Annotated in this window: 20 protein-coding genes and 1 riboswitch; all 20 genes read right to left on the reverse strand. The window is 44.6% G+C overall.

Annotated features, from left to right (window positions below; all coding sequences use genetic code 11):
• Nucleotides 1-24 precede the first annotated feature (24 nt).
• A complete protein-coding gene (locus D1155_RS00960) occupies nucleotides 25-1,479 on the reverse strand; it encodes a methylaspartate mutase subunit E (protein WP_160200540.1) in 1,455 nt (484 codons plus the stop codon).
• Nucleotides 1,463-2,857, reverse strand: a complete 1,395-nt coding sequence (glmL, locus tag D1155_RS00965; protein ID WP_160200541.1) for a methylaspartate mutase accessory protein GlmL — start codon at nucleotides 2,855-2,857, stop codon at nucleotides 1,463-1,465. The genes D1155_RS00960 and glmL overlap by 17 nt, the downstream gene beginning before the upstream one ends.
• A 15-nt stretch (nucleotides 2,858-2,872) precedes the next feature.
• Nucleotides 2,873-3,289 carry a methylaspartate mutase subunit S gene (glmS, locus tag D1155_RS00970; protein ID WP_160200542.1) on the reverse strand — a complete coding sequence of 139 codons (417 nt, stop codon included), beginning with the start codon at nucleotides 3,287-3,289 and terminating at the stop codon, nucleotides 2,873-2,875.
• 175 nt (nucleotides 3,290-3,464) lie between these two features.
• A complete protein-coding gene (locus tag D1155_RS00975) occupies nucleotides 3,465-3,656 on the reverse strand; it encodes a HEPN domain-containing protein (RefSeq protein WP_160200543.1) in 192 nt (63 codons plus the stop codon).
• Nucleotides 3,657-3,670: 14 nt separating this feature from the next.
• Nucleotides 3,671-3,865, reverse strand: coding sequence for a HEPN domain-containing protein (locus D1155_RS00980; protein WP_160200544.1), 195 nt, complete (start codon nucleotides 3,863-3,865; stop codon nucleotides 3,671-3,673).
• Nucleotides 3,858-4,193 (reverse strand): nucleotidyltransferase domain-containing protein, encoded by a 336-nt coding sequence (locus tag D1155_RS00985; RefSeq protein ID WP_160200545.1) that lies wholly within the window; start codon nucleotides 4,191-4,193, stop codon nucleotides 3,858-3,860. The genes D1155_RS00980 and D1155_RS00985 overlap by 8 nt, the downstream gene beginning before the upstream one ends.
• Before the next feature lie 110 nt (nucleotides 4,194-4,303).
• Nucleotides 4,304-5,422, reverse strand: coding sequence for an aldo/keto reductase (locus D1155_RS00990; RefSeq protein WP_160200546.1), 1,119 nt, complete (start codon nucleotides 5,420-5,422; stop codon nucleotides 4,304-4,306).
• 23 nt (nucleotides 5,423-5,445) lie between these two features.
• Nucleotides 5,446-6,045 (reverse strand): TetR/AcrR family transcriptional regulator, encoded by a 600-nt coding sequence (locus D1155_RS00995; RefSeq protein WP_160200547.1) that lies wholly within the window; start codon nucleotides 6,043-6,045, stop codon nucleotides 5,446-5,448.
• A 132-nt stretch (nucleotides 6,046-6,177) separates the two neighbouring features.
• The gene (locus D1155_RS01000) at nucleotides 6,178-7,548 is read right to left on the reverse strand and encodes a radical SAM protein (RefSeq protein WP_330588332.1); all 1,371 of its coding nucleotides are present in this window, start codon (nucleotides 7,546-7,548) and stop codon (nucleotides 6,178-6,180) included.
• Nucleotides 7,549-7,681: 133 nt separating this feature from the next.
• Nucleotides 7,682-7,875: riboswitch (cobalamin riboswitch) on the reverse strand.
• Nucleotides 7,862-8,647, reverse strand: a complete 786-nt coding sequence (locus D1155_RS01005) for an ABC transporter permease subunit (RefSeq protein WP_160200548.1) — start codon at nucleotides 8,645-8,647, stop codon at nucleotides 7,862-7,864. It overlaps the preceding riboswitch by 14 nt.
• Nucleotides 8,644-9,525: an ABC transporter ATP-binding protein gene (locus D1155_RS01010; RefSeq protein WP_160200549.1), complete on the reverse strand. Its 882-nt coding sequence runs from the start codon at nucleotides 9,523-9,525 to the stop codon at nucleotides 8,644-8,646. Before D1155_RS01010 ends, D1155_RS01005 begins: the two co-directional genes overlap by 4 nt.
• A 4-nt stretch (nucleotides 9,526-9,529) precedes the next feature.
• Nucleotides 9,530-10,141: a TetR/AcrR family transcriptional regulator gene (locus tag D1155_RS01015; RefSeq protein ID WP_160200550.1), complete on the reverse strand. Its 612-nt coding sequence runs from the start codon at nucleotides 10,139-10,141 to the stop codon at nucleotides 9,530-9,532.
• Between the two features lie 496 nt (nucleotides 10,142-10,637).
• Entirely contained in the window at nucleotides 10,638-11,627 is a 990-nt protein-coding gene (locus D1155_RS01020; RefSeq protein WP_160200551.1) for a GntR family transcriptional regulator, read from the reverse strand.
• A gap of 2 nt (nucleotides 11,628-11,629) precedes the next feature.
• Nucleotides 11,630-12,187, reverse strand: coding sequence for a Fe-S-containing hydro-lyase (locus D1155_RS01025; RefSeq protein ID WP_160200552.1), 558 nt, complete (start codon nucleotides 12,185-12,187; stop codon nucleotides 11,630-11,632).
• 18 nt (nucleotides 12,188-12,205) lie between these two features.
• Nucleotides 12,206-13,045, reverse strand: a complete 840-nt coding sequence (locus D1155_RS01030) for a fumarate hydratase (RefSeq protein WP_160200553.1) — start codon at nucleotides 13,043-13,045, stop codon at nucleotides 12,206-12,208.
• 14 nt (nucleotides 13,046-13,059) lie between these two features.
• Nucleotides 13,060-13,920 (reverse strand): alanine-tRNA synthetase second additional domain-containing protein, encoded by an 861-nt coding sequence (locus tag D1155_RS01035; RefSeq protein WP_243150974.1) that lies wholly within the window; start codon nucleotides 13,918-13,920, stop codon nucleotides 13,060-13,062.
• A gap of 301 nt (nucleotides 13,921-14,221) precedes the next feature.
• Nucleotides 14,222-14,614, reverse strand: coding sequence for a glycerol-3-phosphate cytidylyltransferase (gene tagD, locus D1155_RS01040; RefSeq protein WP_160200555.1), 393 nt, complete (start codon nucleotides 14,612-14,614; stop codon nucleotides 14,222-14,224).
• A gap of 14 nt (nucleotides 14,615-14,628) precedes the next feature.
• Nucleotides 14,629-15,876 (reverse strand): CDP-glycerol glycerophosphotransferase family protein, encoded by a 1,248-nt coding sequence (locus tag D1155_RS01045; RefSeq protein ID WP_160200556.1) that lies wholly within the window; start codon nucleotides 15,874-15,876, stop codon nucleotides 14,629-14,631.
• A 15-nt stretch (nucleotides 15,877-15,891) separates the two neighbouring features.
• Nucleotides 15,892-17,007: a CDP-glycerol glycerophosphotransferase family protein gene (locus D1155_RS01050; RefSeq protein ID WP_160200557.1), complete on the reverse strand. Its 1,116-nt coding sequence runs from the start codon at nucleotides 17,005-17,007 to the stop codon at nucleotides 15,892-15,894.
• A gap of 19 nt (nucleotides 17,008-17,026) precedes the next feature.
• Nucleotides 17,027-21,187 carry an ATP-grasp domain-containing protein gene (locus D1155_RS01055; RefSeq protein ID WP_160200558.1) on the reverse strand — a complete coding sequence of 1,387 codons (4,161 nt, stop codon included), beginning with the start codon at nucleotides 21,185-21,187 and terminating at the stop codon, nucleotides 17,027-17,029.
• Nucleotides 21,188-21,214: the final 27 nt, after the last annotated feature.

Genomic DNA, 21,214 nt, shown 5'->3' on the forward strand with positions numbered 1-21,214 from the left:
CCAGCGCCCACCAACGGCTCTCGATTATTTCCAAGGTCTGCCGACCAGTTTTCCTTTACTGATGGAGTAAACATCGTCGATTACCATCTGGAAGGAAGCATCTCTCTTTTCTGCCTGTGCACGTTCTTCAATTTTTTCTCTGTTGAAATCGATCAACTCTTTGGAAAGCGGCACATTGGCAGCATTTAAGATACGAATTGCGCCGTCATTGTCCCTTGCCGGCAGCATTTTTCCTGCGTTTAGTTTGCTCGGTGCAAACGGAATATCTAAAACACCTGCCTGGAATGCTCTAACAGTGCCCACTGCCAAATCGCCTTCGCCCAGTTCAAAGCACTTATCTACAATACAGCGGGTTTCTGCGGAAATAATCATCATTTCATTTACAACATGGCTGGTGTTGGAAAGCTGCTGGTCGCAGAGCATGTTGATCATCTGTTTAGTGCAGCGCAGTCCCTGTGCGTTTGCTTCCTTGGTCGGAACGCCGATTGCTTCGTGCGGTGTCTTTACGATAACTTTTGTTGCCTTTGACAGCGCTGCGATGGCGCTGCCCCAGGAAATAACGGAAAACGCCTGAGCTTCGTCCTGCGGGAAACCGCCCATCCACTGATGTAAAACAGTCGTTACTTCTACATCATTATAACCGTATCTCTTAAGGTATTCTTCAGTCAGACTGCCAAGGGAACGGATGGCTGCAACGTCCTGCACCAGATTGCCGCACTGACCGTAGCCGACTGTTATGTTCTTTACCCCCTGTTCAGCAGCCAGCAAACTCTCGATGATGGCTACAGAATGGGAAATGCAAGGCGGAACCAGAGTACCGGTAAGTGGTCCGTATGGCTCTCTGTTAATGCTGACGCCAGCTTCTTCATAAATACCGGTCAGTCTGTCGCAGTACTGCCAGTCCCTGATGGTTTTTTCCAGGCTGACATTTTTTGCATAAGGAATATTATAGGAAATACCGCCGCCTTCATAGCTTGTGAAACCGCCAGCGTAGGAGATTTCCGTCAGAAGTCTTGCGTCAGGTGTACCGTGACGCACCTGTACCGGTGTGTTCAGTTCATTGATAATGGAGCGGCATGCATCTACACCGTGGTTTACGATGGGAAGACCGTTGAGCATGGACTTGCTCTCTCTAACCGATTCCTGAATGCCCACTTCCGCTTCTTTGTAGCGATTCTGTCTCGTATAGCTGTCTACTGTAGTCGGCAGCAGGTCTGCGCCACCCTTGTCCTGCAGATAAGTCAAGAGGTCGATATGCTCCTGCACTAGAGCAACACCAGCTCTCGGCTGCACTAAAGTCTTGCCCTCTTTCTTTGCCTTTACCAGCTTCTTTCCAAAGTTTTTGTTTTCCGGCAGGCTCTGATGAAATTCTACTGCCTTCTCAAAATTTACATCTGCGCCGGTCGGCCACTGGGTCAAAATTTCTTTCTGAATTCCATAGAATTCATCGTTTGTCAGTTTCTTATTTTTCAATTCCATAGGATATCAACTCCTTTTTCATGATTCTTAGTGCTGTATCCGGCGCATGTTTGGCGAGAAGGCCCATGGCCGATAAAATATATGCTTTGTCCAGCAGGATTTCCGCCTGCCTCGGTTTTAAGGATGCGGCTTCTGCCACATCGTAAAGCACCCCTCTTGCGATTTTCTCTATATTCTTTGCGTGAATGAGAGATCCGCCCGTGATGACCGCTTTTTCTACAGCTGTCAGATCTTTACCTTCCTGCAGCCATGTTTCACCAACCGGCGTATAAACTTTTTCCACGCGTCCTGCGTGGCGGGTCATGCCCACCTTGACTGCCAAAGATGCCAGCGCAAAATCCAGCGCCGCAAGTTCTTCATTTTCAGGCAGTGTATCTGTTTTATCTGTAATCAGAGTAAGCAGCTGCTGCGCCCTCTCTGCAGACAACCCCGAAAGCCGGGAAACTGCGCCTATTCCGGCAGCTTCTACAATGCCTGCTGCACTGTAGCGCATGCCGATATCCCCTTCCACGGTTCGCTTTGCATAAGGCTCAGGCAATCCTTTGATGACCGTATTGACACCGCTTGGCTCGCCCAGACTCATGGAGTAAACGTCTGTGGTAGCGCCGCCTACATCTACGGCAACCAAATCTCCCAGTCCTGGCTCCTTATCTGTGCCCTTTGCCAATAGCTCCATAGCGGAAAGTACCGCCGCCGGTGTCGGCATCATAATGCCCGAAATCAGCTGACTGGCTTTAGAAAGTCCTTTTGCCTTGATGATTCTGTCAAGGAAAATTTCCCGAATGCAGTTTTGTGCCGGCTCGATGTTCAGTTCCCCAAACCGCGGCATCACGTTTTCTGTTACGATTACCTGCTTTCCGGCTTCCTCCAAAATCTTTCTGCAAGCACCTGCTGCATTGCGATTGCCCGCAACGACGATTGGAAATTCTGCGGAAATTCCTGCCAGCATCTGTGCATTTTCTATAATGGTGTCCTTATTGCCGCCGTCAGTACCTCCTGTCAAGAGGAAAATATCAGGTTTCAGATTTTCGATTTCTTCTGCGTCCTCTTCGGTCAGCTGATAGGAATAAACCTTCATGACCTTCGCCCCTGCCCCAAGCGATGCCATCTTTGCTGCCTCGGCAGTCAATTCCGGCACCAATCCGCAGCTGATCATTTTCAGACCGCCAGCGGCACTGGAGCAAGCATACCTTGCATCAAAATCCACCGGACCGATTTTTTCCTCTAAAAGTGCCAGCGCATTTGCCAGTCCTTCATTGATATCGGTTTTTACAGTGGTGTAGCTTGCCGCTGTTGCGCAAAGCCGCTCTTCTGCAAGGTCCACGGCAGTTACCTTAGTATAGGTGCTGCCGAAATCTATTAATAGTATGTTCTTCATGACTTCACCGACCCATTACAGCCCCAAGTCCTCCTTCAGACACGAAATGGTGTCTTCCGGTGCTGTTCCCGGTCCAAATACCCGGTTAAAGCCCATTTTCTTAAATCTTGCTTCCACTTCGTCAAAAGGCTGCTTGCCGACTACGATATTGCCGCCTACATAGAGCAGAATATCAGAAAGACCTGCTTCGCTGCACTTTTCTCTAAGACCGCGGCAATCAAGCTCACCGTGACCGTAAAGGGAAGATACCATGATAGCATCTGCATCAGTTTCTACTGCTGCAGCAATGTATTCTTCCTGGGATACCATGACGCCCAAATTAGTCACATCAAACCCCGCTTCTTCAAAGGCGTGATTCAATATCTGGATCCCTACTGCATGAACATCTGCGCCAATGACGCCGATGACTAACTTCTTTTTGTTTTCTTCCATGATTCACCTCGAAATTCAAAATCGATAAATGTATTACATCTTTATAGTACATTGTTATATCTCATTTGTCTACAACCAGATTGTTTTTTTTTGGCACTTCTTATTCAATATGCATTTTGTGAAAAATTTGCACGAAAAAACAGACCCTATTCGGGTCTGCGTCATAGTCATTTCACTATAAATTTTGTGACTTTATATATGCCTCTATTGCATGAAAGAAAACTTCCGCCTCGTCTACCTGACGCTTTACATCTTCCTTTTCAATCACAAAGAAATCCCCATAATCACTCTCTGTTCTTAAAGAAAATGCGCTCTTAATAATATTAGAGAGCTGCTTTTCAAATACACCCGTCTTTATATATCTCATTTGAAAATTGGAAATCACTCCTGAATGTTGCGGAAATCCAACCCATCTAAAGCAAGTACTGCACGTGCTGCATGAAAAATTACATAATAAGAACGATTTGCTGCAGTATCATACATCCCCATTTCCAGAGTTCGCCTAGCGTCAGTCAAATACCGTTCAGCCTTTGACAATCTGTATAAGCATAAGTCCTTTTGCTCCTCACTATACAATACTGATTCCCTCCTTTATTACATTCTGAAAAAAAGGCAAAGAATCAGAATAGCGATGAAAGGTTTCTGTATCCTGCAGCTTAATCGAAAGCAGTACGCCATACTGCAAGTCAAGTTCCGAAGACAAGTCACTGACTTCTCTCCTGTAAGCTGCCAGCTCATTTTTTGAAAGATCCACAAGTGCCAGAATATCCAAATCTGACTCTTCATCATTATCCCCTCTAGCATAAGAACCATAAAGCCAAATATGATTTAGTTTGTTCCCAAAAATATGGCACAGTGCGCTGCGAAGCTCTTCTAAAATATGATTCAGTTCCAGGATTCTCACTTGCACCACCTCCTTGCTTATTTATCCCTATTATACTATTTCCATTATAGAAAATCCATACAAAATTATAAAGAGCTGCAGGCATCTTTTACCTGCAGCTACTTTAATTCTTATAACAACTCTTCCGTTACCTTTTTCAACTCTTCTCTAATTGCGATGTGCTGCGGACATGCTTCCTCACATTTACCGCAACCGATACATTCCTTCGCCTGTTTCAGACCGTGACCGGAAACCAGCCAGCTTTCCTGATGCTGCGCCATGGCTTTGTCCCGATAAAGGGTCAGGTAGTTCATGGCAGTAAAGGATCCGGAGATGCCAATCTGTATCGGGCAGACCTTTGCGCAATAATTACAGACAGTACACGGAATCATCGGTATCCTCGCCAGTTCCTCCTGCGCATTTTTCAGCGTTTCTCTCTGCTCTGCAGTAAGTCCTGTAAATTCCCTCATGTAGGACAGATTATCTTCCATCTGCGCTACATTGCTCATGCCGGAAAGTACTGTCATCACCCCGTCTAAATCAGCCGCAAAGCGAACTGCCCACGAAGCAACCGATGAATCCGGTTCTGCTTCTTTAAAAATCTTAACGACAGATTCCGGCGGTGTTGCCAACATGCCCCCTTTTACTGGTTCCATAACGATAACCGGCTTGCCGTGTTTTTTTGCCACTTCGTAACAGCCTCTGGACTGTACAGTCGGATTTTCCCAATCCGCATAGTTGATCTGCAGCTGCACAAACTCCATCTCCGGATGGGCTGTCAGAATCTCTTCCAGTTCCTCCGGGGTAGAATGAAAAGAAAATCCGACATGCTTAATCAGTCCCGCCTTTTTCTTTTCCTGCACCCAGTTCCACATATCATACTCGTCGAAATAACGGCTTCTGCCCTCTCCCAAATTGTGCAGCAAATAAAAATCGAAATATCCTGCGCCTGTCTGTTTCAAAGAAACCTCAAACTGTTCATAGGCTTCTTCCTTGGTCTTGCAATTAATCCATGCTGCATTCTTTGTGGCTAGCTGAAAGCTTTCCCGTGGATATCTTTCAACCAGCGCCTTGCGAATCGCATCTTCCGAACCAGCATAAGCCCAGGCTGTATCAAAATATGTAAATCCCGCTTCCATAAACAAATCGACCATTTTACTGGTTTCCTCTACATCGATGACGCCGTCCTTCTGCGGCAGTCTCATCAATCCGAATCCCAGCTTCTTAATGTCTTTCCCAAGGTCATTCATCACATTTCCTCCTTTTTGTTGAATTAAAGTGCGTACGCTTTGAAAATCTCTGGCAGACAGGTCTCGCAAAATTCTTCTGTGCGCGCTCTCAGACTGTAGCTGCCGTCACTTACACTCCAGCAGAACATCTGCCCGTAAAGTATATCCGCCAAAGTATGGGTTAAAACTTCTGCCGGCGTATCTTTTGCCAGATTTCCTTCTTCTACCCCTGCCTGAATCAATCGGCTGATCGAATCCAGATCAAACTTGAGCTTTCCACGGGGACCTGTCTCCTCCGAAGAAGAAATATCAGACAAACTTCTGATCCACTCCTGAGAAAGCTTATATCCGCTGTCTTCAATACATGCCGAAAAATGCACCATATAATAGATGATTTTTTCTATGAAAGTATCCTGCAGGCTCATGGCCTTATCCAAAACCTCGCTGAAAGCACCATATCCAAGCGCAAATACAATATCCTCTTTCTTCTTAAAATAAGTATAAAAGGTGCCCTTCGAAACACCTGCCAGTGCAGTGATCTCGTCAACTGTCGCCTGAGAAAGTCCTTTCTCTGCGATAATTTTGCTGCCTGCATCCAGCAGTTTTTTCTTTGTTGCAAGGGCAGCAATCTGTCTGCTCGTCATAAGCGTGCCTCCTTTTTCTTTATTATACTGTATAATTGACTATCAGTCAATGACTTATAGTCAATTTTAAAAAAACTGCACTGCTTGATATTTCCTCATCAAACAGCGCAGCTTATCTCTTGCAGCATATGTTTATTTCCTATCCTGCTCCCACAGTTTATCTGCCACCGGCGCCCAGTTCTTTGCATATTCTGTGCACTTTCCACAAAGATGCTCACAGGATTCCGGCGCTTCTAAATCCGTAGATTTTGCTCCGGTCTTCTTTACTAATTCCTGCAGAATTCCTGGGTTTTCCAGCATAGGGCAAGGCCGCAGATGATTGTCATTAAACGGCTGTCCATCACGATATGCAAGAAATAGCGGCTGACGCAAACAATCAAGAAGTGACTTTTCTTTGATATTAGCGCCGGAGTAGTGAATAAATACACAAGGTTCCACGTCTCCGTTGGCATTGATATGGCAATACCTTTCCCCTGCCGCAATGCAGCCATGTACAAACTCTCCATCGTTTTGAAAGTCAATCGCAAATATCTCTTTACCACCTGTAATACCGCGGATTTCCCTGATTTTATCGTGCATATAAACTCTCTGTTCCGGTGTCAAAAGCAGTTCTGTACTCGCATTGACACCCACCGGCATATAATGGAAATACCATGCAAAAACACAGCCTTTATCGATAAGCATATCCAGGAATTCATCACTGGTTACAGTCAAATAGTTCTTGCTCGTATAGCAAATCGACACACCGAAAGGAATTCTCTTTTCATGCATCAAATCCATCGCCGCCAAGGCTTTCTGGAAATGGCCTTCTCCTCTTCTCCCGTCGTTGCTTTCTTCAAAACCCTCAATGCTAACCGATACAAAGAAATTACCTACTCGAAGAAGGTCGTCACAGAATGCTTCATCAATCAGTGTACCGTTGGTAAACGCATGAAATGCACAATCGCTGTGTTTTTCGCACAGACGGATAATTTCCTTTTTCTTAATCAGCGGTTCGCCGCCGGTGAACAGAAAAGCGTGAATACCCAATTCTTTACCTTCTGTGATAATTCTATCCATATCCTCAAAAGAAAGGTTCATTTTATCGCCATATTCCGCAGCCCAACAACCGGTACAGTGCATATTGCACGCTGTTGTAGGGTCCATCAGAATAATCCATGGAATATTGCACTGGTATCTTTCAGACATTTTCAGAGAAGTCTTGTAACCACGAAAACCAGACTCATATCCGGCATTTAAAGCAAAGGTCTTCAAAATATGCGGATCCACATTGCGCAAAATATTTTGTGTATAATGGGTCCACTTGCTATTCGGGTCTTTTGCCAGCTTTCTCAAAAGTTCATAGGAAGAACCTTCCCATGCGTCTCCTAAAATTTTCTCCAGCATATTAATCATAGGAAGCATAACTTCGGTCAAATCCTTTTCCTGTCCCTTGTTGATAATCGACTCCAAGCCTTTTTCGAAGGCTTTTCTTTCCATGATATGTTTTACATCCTTTACCAAAATATTCCACCTCCAGTTTATTCGTCTCTATGAAGATATATTTCCTTTTTTTCGTAACATATTATACTGCACTTTTCAAAAATTAGAACTAGACAATTTCCTGGATTTGACTAATCAAAAGCTGCACCAAAATGGTGCAGCCCGTATTTTCTGCATGTCTCCTAACTCAGAGGGCATCGTTCTTACTCACCTTCCCGTTTCCAGTGGCTGGTCTAAAACCATCGAACAAGAATTCCCCCATTACAGTGGCGGTACCGTGCAGGATTCTCACCTGCTTCCATCTTAGCGCCCAATCCAATCGGGAGAACATGATTTAATAAATATCTTTTTTTACATACCGCAAATAGCCGGCTCCAATCCCAAGCAGCCCAATTACCATCCCGATTGCGACCAGTGTCCCATCGAGACTGCCCGCTGTCACGATATCCGCTCCTTCGCAGTAGGCGAAAGGCGTCACATATTTTAAAAACGCCGCCACTTCCGCAATGTTGGCAATGAGATTCAGAAAATACATCATAAAAGCGATGCCAAGTCCGGCGCCCACGCTGCCTTTACGTGTGAAAGCAGAAATCCCGAAGCAAATCCCCGCCAGCTCCAGTTGCAGCAGATAATACGCAAGATGCAGCAAATTGATTTCCCTCCAGGGAATCGCTTCACCTACCGCCGCTATAGCACACACAGAAATCCCATAAACCAGCAGATTTATCGCCGTCACCTGCACCAATACCGCAAGGAGTTTTTCCGTCACGACCCGCCTGCGGCTAATCGGATGGGGCAGCAGGAATTCAGCCGTTCCATCTTTTTCTTCCTTGCTCAAAATGCCAGCCGCGCACAGACAGGCATAGAATGCGCCGCCAAGCCCCAGCACATTCCCACATTCAATAGCATAAAATCCGGTCAGCATGCCGAAGTTCAGACGGTCCATTCCAAAAGCGTCGGAAAAAGAGCCCATGGAAGCAAACACATCGCCAACACTCTCCATCTGTCCTTTCATCTCCGGAAAGAGGAAGATGCAAACTGCCAGAAGAAAAGAAATGGCAGCAGTCCAAATCAAAAACGAAACGCGTCCCTGTCTCAACTCATGTCTAACCAATATCACAGCGCCTCACCATCCTTTTCATAATAGTGAAGAAATACCTCTTCCAAATCCGGCTCAGATACGGCGAGATCCGCAATCTGTCCATCCGCAAGCCTTCTCAGCAACTTGTTCATATCGCCGCTGTAAAGAAAGCTGGTCTGCCCCGCAATCTCTTTCCGGTCACGAATTCCGCAAAGTCCGTCAAGATTTACGCTGCCGCAAACCGCAACACGCCTGGCGCTGGTGCGAGAAAGCGCCTCTACACGATCGCAGGCAATGATCTTCCCTTCACGAATGATTGCGGCACGGCTGCAGTTTCGCTGCACCTCTGACAAAATATGACTGGACAAAAAAATAGTCGTTCCATCTGCATTGCGCTCCCGAAGGATTTCAAAAAATTCTTTCTGCATCAGTGGGTCAAGACCGCTGGTCGGTTCGTCCAGAATTAAAATTTCCGGCTGATGCTGCAGCGCGCAGACAATGGCGACTTTTTTCCTGTTACCAAAAGAGAGTTCCTCCACTTTTCGTTTCTCAGAAAGTTGTAATCTTTCACAAAGCCGCACAGCTTCCTTTCTGCAGTCCTTTTTTCGCAAGTCCGCAGACAGCTTCAAGATATCTTTCACCCGCATTCCGCGATAAAAAATTGCTTCCGACGGAAGATATCCAGTCCTGGCAAGAATCTGCTCTCTTTCTTCGCAAGCAGCAAGTCCGCTCACCCAGGCGTCTCCTCCGGTCTTTTTTATGAGCCCCATCATCGTGCGGATTGTCGTAGATTTCCCTGCGCCGTTGGGACCGATGAATCCAAAGAATTCTCCTTCGGAAACGGTCAGACTGACGCCGGAGATCCCCCGGTTTTTTCCATAATATTTAGTCAAATTTTCTAACTTGATTGCATCCATCTCGTCACTCCTTCCGAAGATAAATACTTTTCCAAAATGCGATCAGTCTGGTAAAATCCTTTTCCATTTCTGCGGTATTCACAGGTCCTCGCTGCACCATCTCCCACAGATATCCTTCCGACGCCCAGTACATCTCCCTGTACATCATGGGAATATCCAGTCCTGGCACAAACTGCGCCGGATCAAAGTTGATACGGGCACGATCCGCTTTCAGGTTAAAATACCGGTGATAGCTTTCAGAAACAGCTGCGCAGATTTCCGGGTCCTTTTCGTAAAATGCTTTGATGGTAAAATTCGCCATGTCCGGATACTGACTGATCAGTTCCATTTTTGCCCGCATGCCCCGTTCCATGCTCTCAAACAGCCCCTGCTGGCTGTAGCATTCGCATTCGGTCAAATAAGCAATGGTCTTCTTTGCACAAGTATCCCACAAAAACAGATATAATTCCTTCTTGTTGTGAAAATAGTGGAACAGCAGCGATTTGCTGATTCCCGCTGCCTCTGCGATTTCACGCATAGGACTGTTATGATAGGTATTCTGCGAAAAAACCTTGTAACCTGCATTGATGATTGCTTGCTGTTTTTCTTCCGGCAAAGAAAAAAATTTTTCGTTCACGGTAACTCCTCCATTCCCGACCGACTTTATTCTATTATAAAGCCGTTGACCGATTTTGAGAAGGGTGCAATTCCTTCTATCCAGTTTCCTGGTATTTTCCTACGGCAGGTTTTGCATATGATTGTGCATATGTCGCCACTTCATCACTAATTTGCACAACTTCCACTCCTGCTGGTTGTGCAAATCCTACTGCCCACGCTGCCTCTTGCACAACTTTTGCGCTCCGTAACGCGAAAAAACATTTTTTTCATCAAAAAAGTTGTGCAAAACGAGTCATTTTTATCTTGCTTTGCACAACATACATAATATTAAACGCCACGATTTTCGTAAAAGTTGTGCAAATTACTTTTTTCAAGCTTTCCCTGCACAACCGAACCAACAAAAAGTTGTGTAGAAACAATTTTTATCGCATCATCTGCACAACCGCAATCTGAAAACGCGTATCTCCCGCAATACATTCTTCTGACCCTGCGATTAAATATCACAGATAACGCAATCACATGCTCCGCTTCTTGTTCATCACCCGTTTAATCTGATCTACCACGTGGAGAAAAGACCCCTTGTCCACCTTATAACTATAGGAAACCAGTTCCCCGCCCCGCTCGCAAAAGCTGCGCAAAAACTGCTTTTCCTTAGACGCGATAAAGGTTTCATAGCCTTCCGGCACGATGACTACATCGTTCTCAGCAAAGAACTGTTCCTCTTTTCCAAAGAACCCCGCAAGCTGCGTCGCCATCCCTTCACTCCAGCTGCCCAGCCCCTGGCAGTTATTTCTGACTACACCCGCGAATGCGTCGCTGGCGCAGAAAATGCCCACCTTCTGCGTATCTCCAATTTTAGCCAGACGGACAATAGTATGCACCGACGGCGTCATGGCAACCATCGCAAGCGGTTTATTGCTTCTGAGGTAGGATTCCACCTCTGTAAAATGGGTGGACGTAGTTAAAATCAAATCGTAATCCGCATTGAGACTTTCCGCCGCTTCCTTGATTCTGTCAAGATCAAAGGCTGCCGTCTCAGCATAGCCAATCTGGGAAAGCTGTCCCTCAATCATCTGTAGCGTCTCAGGATTACAGTCCACCAAAGCAACCTTCACCACATCGTACTTTTCCGCAAGACCTCTCAGCTTCAGATTTAAGTAGATTTCCATTTCCCTTGGCGTAAACCCCAGACTTTCCAGTCTGGTGAAGAGTTGGTCGATTGCTATCATGGCTTTTTCCTTGCGGCTGGCAAAATCCTCTTTCTGATCTATGACAAAAGAACCGCTGCCCTGCACCATTTCTACAAAACCCTGTTCTTCCAGATATTCATAAGCGTGCTTAATGGTGCCGCACGCTACGCCGATTTCTCCGGAAAGATCCCGCACCGTTGGCAATTTAAACCCCGCAGCCAGCTTCCCGTCTTTAATTGCATCGGAAATTCGCTCCGCAATTTGCTTGTAAATCGGCTTCTGACCTGCCGTGTCCAGTTTAAAATCCACAAACATAGCTATTTCTCCACGGCAAGATATGCTTTCCTGCCATCTTCATACAGATTATTTCCCTGACTATCGATGATCACAACTGCCGGAAGGTTTTCCACTTCCAAACGGCGCACCGCCTCTGCGCCCAAATCTTCATAGCAGACTACTTCCGCTTTTTTGATGCACTTGGCAAGGAGCGCTCCAGCACCGCCGATGGCGCCAAAGTATACCGCACCGTTTCGTTTCATGGCCTCGATTACCTCTGGCGAACGCTTGCCTTTTCCAATCATGCCCTTAAGGCCCAAATCCAAAAGCGCCGGTGCATATGCGTCCATACGGTAGCTGGTCGTTGGTCCCGCAGAACCGATTACCTGGCCCGGTTTTGCCGGTGCAGGTCCTACATAGTAAATAATGCTGTCCTTCACATCAATGGGAAGCGCCTTTCCCTCTGCCAAAAGTTCGCAAAGCCGCTTGTGCGCAGCATCTCTTCCCGTATAAATCACGCCACTAATCAGTACATTATCTCCTGCGCGCAGGTCTTTTGTCTTATCTGCCGTCAGCGGCATCGTAATTTTCTTCTCCATATCTTTCCGCCTCTCCTTCTATAATACTGCACTCTTATGTCTGGTTACATGGCAGTTGATATTGACTGCGCACGGAAGCCCTGCAATATGGGTTGGCAAGGTCTCGATGTTGACTGCAAGCGCCGTGGTTTTTCCGCCAAAGCCCTGCGGTCCAATGCCAAGTGCATTGATTTTCTCCAGCATTTCTTTTTCAAGGTCTTCATAGAACGGATTTGCATTTCTCTCATCTGCCGGACGCATAAGGGCTTTCTTCGCAAGAAATGCTGCTTTATCAAAGGTTCCGCCAATGCCGACTCCTACCACGATAGGCGGACATGGATTAGGGCCTGCATCCTCTACCACCTTCAGGATAAATTCTTTTACACCGGCAAGACCGTCAGACGGCTTCAGCATTTTAATCTGGCTCATGTTTTCACTGCCAAAGCCCTTTGGCGCAACGGTAATTTTTAAGGCGTTGCCTGGCACGATGTCATAGTAAATCACCGCCGGCGTATTGTCTCCTGTATTGACTCTATCGATGGGATCCTTGACGCAGGATTTGCGCAGAAAACCTTCCGTATAGCCCTGGCGCACGCCTTCGTCTACAGCGTCCTTCAAATTTCCGTCGATGTGCACCTCCTGCCCAATCTCAAGAAAAACGCATGCAAGACCGGTGTCCTGACAGATTGGCACTTCGTCTATATCTGCAATCTGATAGTTCTCTTCGATTTTATCTAAAATATTTTTTGCAATGTCAAAAGGCTCACAGGCTTTGCATCCTGCAATAGCACCTTTGATATCCTCCGGCAGATGGCAGTTTGCCTCGATACAAAGGTCTCTGACCGTCTGTGTAATCTGTTCTGCTTTGATTTCTCTCATGATATGTTCCTTCCTTAAATGTGCAGCTTAATTCTGTTCAAATCGCCGGTTTCAACATCCCAGCGCTCGCCTACAAGACCGATAATCAGATACATCTCCTGCATGGAGTCATAAAAGATTTCTTTCAGCAGGCGGAAGTTTTCAATCTCACCGGTAGAACGGACGTGGATTCTAGGGCCCGTGCAAGGGTGTACCAGCTCGCCGATTTTCACGTGATCCTCGTCAAAAAAGCTGACGGAAAGATCCTGCGCGATGTATTCGTTGACTGCATTTTTCAGCGCATCGATGTCGATATCCGGTTTTTCCTTAAATCCCAAAGAAAAGCCCCTCTTGATATCTCCATGATAGCACTTCTGGAAAAGTTCCTGGGGCATGCAGTGCTCCACAAGGTCTTCTGCGGTATGCGCCATCTTACGATAACGAACGGACTTGTGCACAGTCTCCGCAATATCCTGAGGAAGCGGTCCAAATAAGTTCGGTCTGGTAATGATAATCTGCTCCCCTACACCGATTAAAAGCTGTGCGTTGGTTTTCAGGAAAGGAAACAGTAGTTCAAAGTGCTCGATGATAACTCTGCGTCCCTTCTTGATGGCTTTTTCGGTCGCTTCTGCCAGTTCGTGCATTTGTGTAAATGCAGACTCAAAGCGCACATCCATGTGATAAGTATGAGGTGCATAAAACCCTTCGTCTTCATCTACATCTAAAATCGGCAGTGGTCTTACATTGACGCCGCTGTCATCGTTGCAGAGGTCCAGACCCGGAAACATGCCCTTAATCAGCATGCTCTTTCCGGCGCCTGCCTCGCCGATAATTCCAATGAGTTTATCTTCTGGATCCAAATACTGCTGCGCAATCTGCATCCCCAGCTCCAGCATACGCCTGTTTCCTCGGGGTGCAAAAAACACGCTATATAAATGAGGAGAATTGACCATATAATTTCTTTGTTTCGGCATTTTTCCAACCTACTTTCTTTACGTATTCATTGTCATCATTGTATCACATTTTTTATGATACATCTACTATTTTGTATCAGATACAATTTTGGTGCAATTTTGCTGAAATATTTGCTTTGCAATAGATTCTGATTTATACAGACGCATATAAGACGGATACTAAAACAGCGGCCTTCATCTGCCGCTGCTCTATGTCCTGTAATTCAACCCTCTATAATACCTTTTAACCTTTAATATCCTGTTTGATGCTGGTTGTGGATATATCTGGTGTCCTTTCCAGATAAACAACTTCTGCACCCTCTTCCTTAAGGAAATCAAATTTTCCTTCCCAATCATCTCCAATAACAAATGTGTCCACATGATATTCATGGATATCCGAGCGTTTTTGCTCCCAACTAGTTTCCGGAATGACAAGATCCACATAACGGATTGCTTCCAAAAGCTGCTTTCTCCGCTCATAGCTAAAATAGCACTTCTTCTGCTTTTCATTCCAATTAAACTCGTCGGTAGAAAGAGCCACAATCAAATAGTCTCCATACTCCTTAGCTCTGCGAAGCAGATTAATATGCCCATAATGGAGCAAATCAAATGTACCGTAGGTAATTACTCTTCTCATATTTTCTCCCTTACTTAACTTGTACTCTTCCTTAGGAGGATATCCGCCAAACGTGCAGATGCTTTTCCGTCGTTTAAAAGATTATACTCCTGATTAAATTGTTTCACTGTAGAATCGTGCTTATCAAAATCTATTGCATGAATTGCGTCCGCAAGCTGCTTCTCTGTCTTTACAATTGGCCCCGGCAAATCAGATGTCTCAAGATAAAACCCTCTTATTTCATCACGGTATTCCTCCATATCATACATATAAAACAGCATAGGCCGTCCCAGTATAGCATAGTCAAAGAATACGCTGGAATAATCCGTAACAAGAAGATCTGCAGCAATATATAAATCATTGATATCATCATAGGAAGAGACATTATAGATAAAGCCCTCATATGCATGAAAATCGAAATAATCCGCAACCAGATAATGCGCTCTGAACAAAACGATATATTCTTCTTCCAGCTGTTTTTTTAAATAGTCGAAATCTACCGGATTTTCGTACACATACCCCGCCTGTGCATCGTGCTGATTATCCCTCCAGGTGGGCGCATAGAGTATAATCTTTTTGTCGCATCCGGAAAGACCCAATCTCTCTTTTATTGCCTGCACATCATCGCCAGTGAATGTATTCAAAAAATCATTTCTGGGATAGCCGATTTTAAGAATCGCTTCCTCTTTTCCAAACTCTTTAAGATTCCATGCAGAACTAAATTTTTCTGTGACAAATTGACATGGTGACAACAGATAATCCAGTCGTTTCGTATCTGTTTTATACTTGCTGCGGATTTCTCTGACCGAATTCATTGCATTATCTGAAACAGTAATATCATAGCCCAGCCGTTTCAGAGGTGTTCCATGCCAGCACTGTACATATACCTGCTTCTTTGACGGCAGCCAGTGATCCAGCGCGCGGAAGTTAAAAATCCAATATCCTGCTCGGTGCAGATATTTCTCACATTCTGCACTCGGATTTTTTACAACTTCAGTATTAGGATTTTGTCCCAGCCACAGATAGTCCTCCGGATTTTCAAAAAGCCAGATAAATCGAAAGTCAGAAAAACGAGAATCCTTAATTAAGTACTCATAAACAGCCTTTGGACTGCAGGCGTAACTTTTACCATTGTATGCGCCAAAAATTATCATTTTTTCGTCAGCTGCGGTGCCGATTCCTCTGAATCGATAAATAATTCCCCGTATTCCGTAAAGAGTGCTCCTCATCAGAATCCGCAAAACAGTTGATTTTTTTGCTATTTTTTTTAATGTAGGTATCATCTTCAAAAGAGCCTCCTATTCAGTAAGCAGTGTTTCAATGAATCCACACAATTTCTCTGTGCAGTCGTCCAGACCAACTTCAATATACTTTTCCCGAAATTCCGCAACGGCACCCCCGTTATAAGGATTACGGAGTTTATCCGCCAGCTGTTTTTCTGATATGCAGACATATTCTCCAATTGCCTCTTGACTGAGATCTACATTAAGACCTACATTTTTATCATATTTTTCAAGATCCGGCTGATAAATATATAAATCACGGTCAAGGATCGCAGCTTCAAAAGCTATCGCCGAATAGTCAGTGATTACCTTATCGCAAATTCTAAGCCATTCCATAGACGAATACTTCTGATCCACAATGACACCTCTTTCCTCTGCCCAGCTGTAATCTCCCTGATCCAGAAAATGCTTTTTCAAAACCAAATTAAAGGTGTTAAAATCGAATTGGGAAATCAGTTTCTCCAGCTCGAGCTCCGAATTTTTACGGAAAGTCGGCACATAAAGCACGCTTTGTTTTTCTCTGACTGCAGGATAATCTACTTCCAGCCTTTCTCTTGCCACTGTATCCTTTCTTCTGATAAAGTCAATTCTTGGAAGGCCGTAATAAACCAAATTTATTTCCGATGTTCTGAAAGCCTCTGCAAAATATTTTCCTGTAATTTTGCCAGGTGCAAGAATGTAATCATAATTTCTGTGCATTCTCATAGCCTCTGCAACGGCTTTGCTGTGACCATCAGGACTTTCAACATTCTGCCAGCCGAATTTCTTAATTGCACCAAGGGCGTGCCACATCTGAACTACCTTCTGACCCCTCTTTTTGGGCAGTACCGACACCAAAATACAGTAGCCATCAAGAATAACCACTTTAGCTGATGCTAGATGATACATCTGTTTCATTAGTTCCAGACCATAGCTGACTGCTCCGGCTGCAGATTTTTTCAATGTTTTTGTAAGCACAACGGTTTCTATGTTCTGTTGACGCAGACAGTCTGTCAGAAGCTTTATATCCAGTGTAGACTCATCTGACTGACGGCTGATAATAGCAACTTTGTTTTTCAGCCTAAAAGGCCTGAAAAACAAATTGATAAAACGCAGAACTGCTGTTGCCCCATATATGAGAAATTCAGACATCAATTTCTCCCTGCTTTCCCTAATTATTTTTATTTGCTGCAGCATGCTGATCTCTCATTTTATACAGAGCCCTCATGACTGAAGCGATTGGATAAAATTTCCTAAAGTGTCTGTATGCACCCGGATCTTCTGAATTCTTTACGAAACAGATATCCGCCTGGTTCATGCATTCCTTCAGTTTTGATTTCGGGAGTCTTCCCATGATATATTCTTCTATCAGTACCTTTTCGCTGACAAAGGTAACACCGGTGTTTTCAACTTTACTGTTCATATCTACCGGCTTACCGAAAATCATGTAGTCGGCAAACATACCAGGAAGGTTGACGTTGCATCTTGTAACCGCATAACCGGACGCACCAAAACGCATGTTTACTTCAACGAAGTAGACCTTTCCATCGGCGGTTTCGATTAAGTCGATATCATATAAACCATCGAATTTCAGAGTACCTACAAAATCGATAAGCTTATCAATCAAAGGCTGCATGGTTTCACACGAAAGGATTCTCCCAGTAACGGCAACGCCTCTGTGCTCATTCTGACCGCCCTCTTCAGCACCGAAGAAACCAGGGCCATTAGCACCCGCCTTAGTGCTGACTCCAAGAATAGAGTATTCCTTCTTAATGTCCACAAAATCTTCTACCAGCATTTCGATATCTTTCTTCGCAGAAAACTCTTTCAAGGTATCAATGAGTTCCCGCTCACTGTAGCACACCCGCATCCTGCTCTTTGAGCTGTTTCTGCTGACGTTCGGCTTGATAAAACAAGGATACGTAACCGTCTCCGGAACGTAGAATTTACCTCCTACGGTTCTGATTACACAACTGTTTAATACTGGTAAGCCTGCTGCAAGGGCCAGTTCCTTCTGTACTCCTTTGCTCATCAGCCGATTAATTTCTCCCTCTTTATTATCCGCATTCGGAAGAAAATAGAACTGACTCAGCTCTTCCAGATATTCATCTGCAACAGAAGCCACCAAATCGTCAGCCGGTATCAAAAGCATCTTGCGGGCAGGATCTGCTAAATCCTTCAGCATGTTTACAATATTAATACTCTTTCTTCTGGATACGCACATATGATATGCCTTGATATATTTACTGTAAGCATCCGGTTTGAGCATTTTCATCAGATTTCTCAGCTTCGGCCTCACCTGGAAAATTCGCAATATCTCTACTTCATACCCCGCTTCACCCAAAGATCTTGCCATACACAGATTAGAGCAGTAGTTACGACCTGCAACAATCACACGAGGTTTTTCTGAGTTCACGTTTCGTCTATTTGTTTTTTTGGTCTGTGGAAATCCTAAGAGAATCTGTTTCAGAGGGCGAAGCTGTGCCGCCATTCCTCGTTTCATCTGTCCCAGTGACCGTCTAATTTTTTTCAGTCTCTGTTTAATCTTTTTTTTGCGTGCAGTCTTTGTAATTTTCCTGATGAAAAGTTGTCCCGGTGCAGGGTCCTCATCAGAATAGAGAAGCGGAATATCCGCCTCTGCAATGCAGGTATTAAGTTCCCTCTTTGTCATAAATCCATGAATATAATCATCCCACGCCACTTTTTCGTAGATAAAGCTCCTACCATAAGCTGTTACCTTTTCCTCTTCCGGCATATGTTCCTGTCCGATAGCCTCTTTTACAAACAGTGCCGGAAGATTTACTCCGCTCATGAAATAAGAGTAGTTAGGACCTCCACTCCGCAAATTCACTTCATTAAAGTAAATCTTATCGCCGACAACATTGAACTCCAGATCAAACATACCGATATAGTGATACGATTTCATCATCTCAATAATCTGCGTCTGAATCTCTCCAAGCTCTGCAAAAGGAGCTACTTTTCCTGCCAGAGTAACGCCTTTTTCATATTGTGCCACATTGGTTTTCCGGATGATTGCCGGAATAATAATCTGCTGATCCAGACAGACGCCAGACAGGTCAATTTCATTTTCAATATTGAGAAACTCCTGTACTAAAATCGAACGATTCGCAAATTTACGCTGCAGCTTATTGAGATGGCCTCTGAGCTCCTGCTTATCATTACAGAGTTTCATTTCTCTTTTATAGCCGGTAATACTTTCGATAGGCTTTACAAAGCAGGGATAAACCAGATCCTCCGGGATCACAATATCATTTGCCAAAGAAATAATCCACTCCTTCGGTGTAAGCAGTCCGGCCTTTCTTGCAAGATTTCCCTGAACAGTTTTGTTCATATGATCCACCATAGCGCCGGCCTTTCCACCTACGATAGAAGGCATCACAAAGATATCTTTCAGTTTATCTCTATTCATGTCCATCACAGAAGCAGTATAATCATCTGCTGGGAACAGCACCGGTCTTACTTTTTCCCCTGAATACTGAAACAGCGCTTCTAATAGTTCCGTGTCTTCTCCATCTTTTACTTTTTGGGATACGACTTCAATAGACCTACGGACATACTTACTGCAGCAGGCGATGTCTGAAAGTCCCGGTTTATGAGCATTGGCGACTAAATCCACCATATACCCGGCAGCGCCCAGAGAACGAATTACGGCAAGACCCGTTGAGTAATTTCTGGAAAGAACAACAACCAGAGGCTTTTTCCCTTCATACTCTTTTTGTACCTTTTGTCGCTCCTTTTCTTTCAGAAGCGCTCGATATCTGTCATCCTGCTCATCTGTAGGAATCAAGCAGAAATTATATTTCTGGTATTGCTTATAACTGATACCCAACCTGTTTCTTGCATCCTTAATCTGCTTCTCCGCATATTCTCTTTTCCAGCCAGCCGTTTCCATTGCAAAGGCGAGACAGGCCTCTTTTTGCTCTTTATCCCGTTCTCTGCGGCGAAGTATCTTCGCATATTCCTCTGCCTGCTCCTTCTCGGAGTACTTCCAGAAATCATATTTGTCGTAATCTGCCAGAGAGATTCCCAGTCTATTACGGGCATCTTTAATCTGTTCTCTGGCATACGCTCTTTCCCAGCCGGATTCTATCAGAATATGATTCAAATATTCATCTTTAATCTGTTTTTTTCGTTCCCGCTCAGTGACTTCTTCCAAAAAAATCCTTTCCGGATTTGCATCCTCATTATCGCAGATAATCTTAATATCTGCCTGTTCCATGCACAAATCCAGTTCAGCTTTTGTCATAAAGCCGTGAAGATAATCCTCCCAGGCAACCTTTTCATAGATATATGTTTTACCAAATTCAGCTAGAACTGCCTCCTGTGGTGTATGCCGCTCACCACATATTTCCTTTACAAAAATTTCCGGAAGATTTACGCCACTTTTATAGTAAATATAATTAGTACCGCCGCTTCGCAGATTGTTCTCATTAAAGTAGATTTTGTCACCGACAATATTGAATCCCAGGTCGAACATACCAAAATAGTGAAATTCACGCAAAAATGCTAGGATTTTCTCTTTGAAGTTTCCCAGTTTTTCTACTGGAAAGGTTTTTCCTGCCAGCGGAACCCCTACATCATGCTTCCCGATTAGTCTTTTCCAGATAATACCCGGCAACACAACTCTCTGATCCATGCACACGCCTTCCAGGTCAATTTCTTCATCAATTTCAAGAAATTCCTGTATCAGAATAGAACGATTGGCAAAGTTTTCTCTCAGCTTCTGTAAATGCGCACCAAGTTCCTCTTTACTATCGCATTTTGCCATCTCCTGCTTGTATCCCAAGCTGCTTTCTAAAGGCTTGCAGTAGCAAGGGTACACCATGTCTTCAGGAATTGTTATGTTCGCATCTCTTAAGGAAATCACCCATTCCTTCGGAATTAGAATGCCCACCTTTCTGGCAAGCTCTCCTTGTACACTTTTGTCCATGTAATGCTTCAGACTTCCCTGACCGCCGCCTACAATACCCGGCATAACGAAGATATCCGAAAGAACCCCTCTATGCAGGTCCATAACTGACGCAGTATAGTCATCTGTCGGAAACAGAACTGGTTTTTCTGGATATCTGTTGGCATAACCGAGAAGGGCTTCGACCAGCGCAGTATCTTCCTCATCCTTCACTTTCTTCGTCAATACTTCAACGGCTTCATGAACATATTTACTTTCTGCAATCAGTCGAGAAGCGTTTTCTTTATATGCACTGGCAATTAAATCCACCGTATATCCTGAAGATCCAAGGGATCTGATTACACTGAGACCAGTAGAATAATTTCTTGAAAGTACTACAACTAATGGTTTTTTATCATTCATTGTTTTCCCTCTTCCTCTTAAGAGATT

The organism is Anaerotruncus sp. 80, assembly GCF_009936115.1.
GTDB lineage: Bacteria > Bacillota > Clostridia > Peptostreptococcales > Anaerovoracaceae > Senimuribacter > Senimuribacter intestinalis.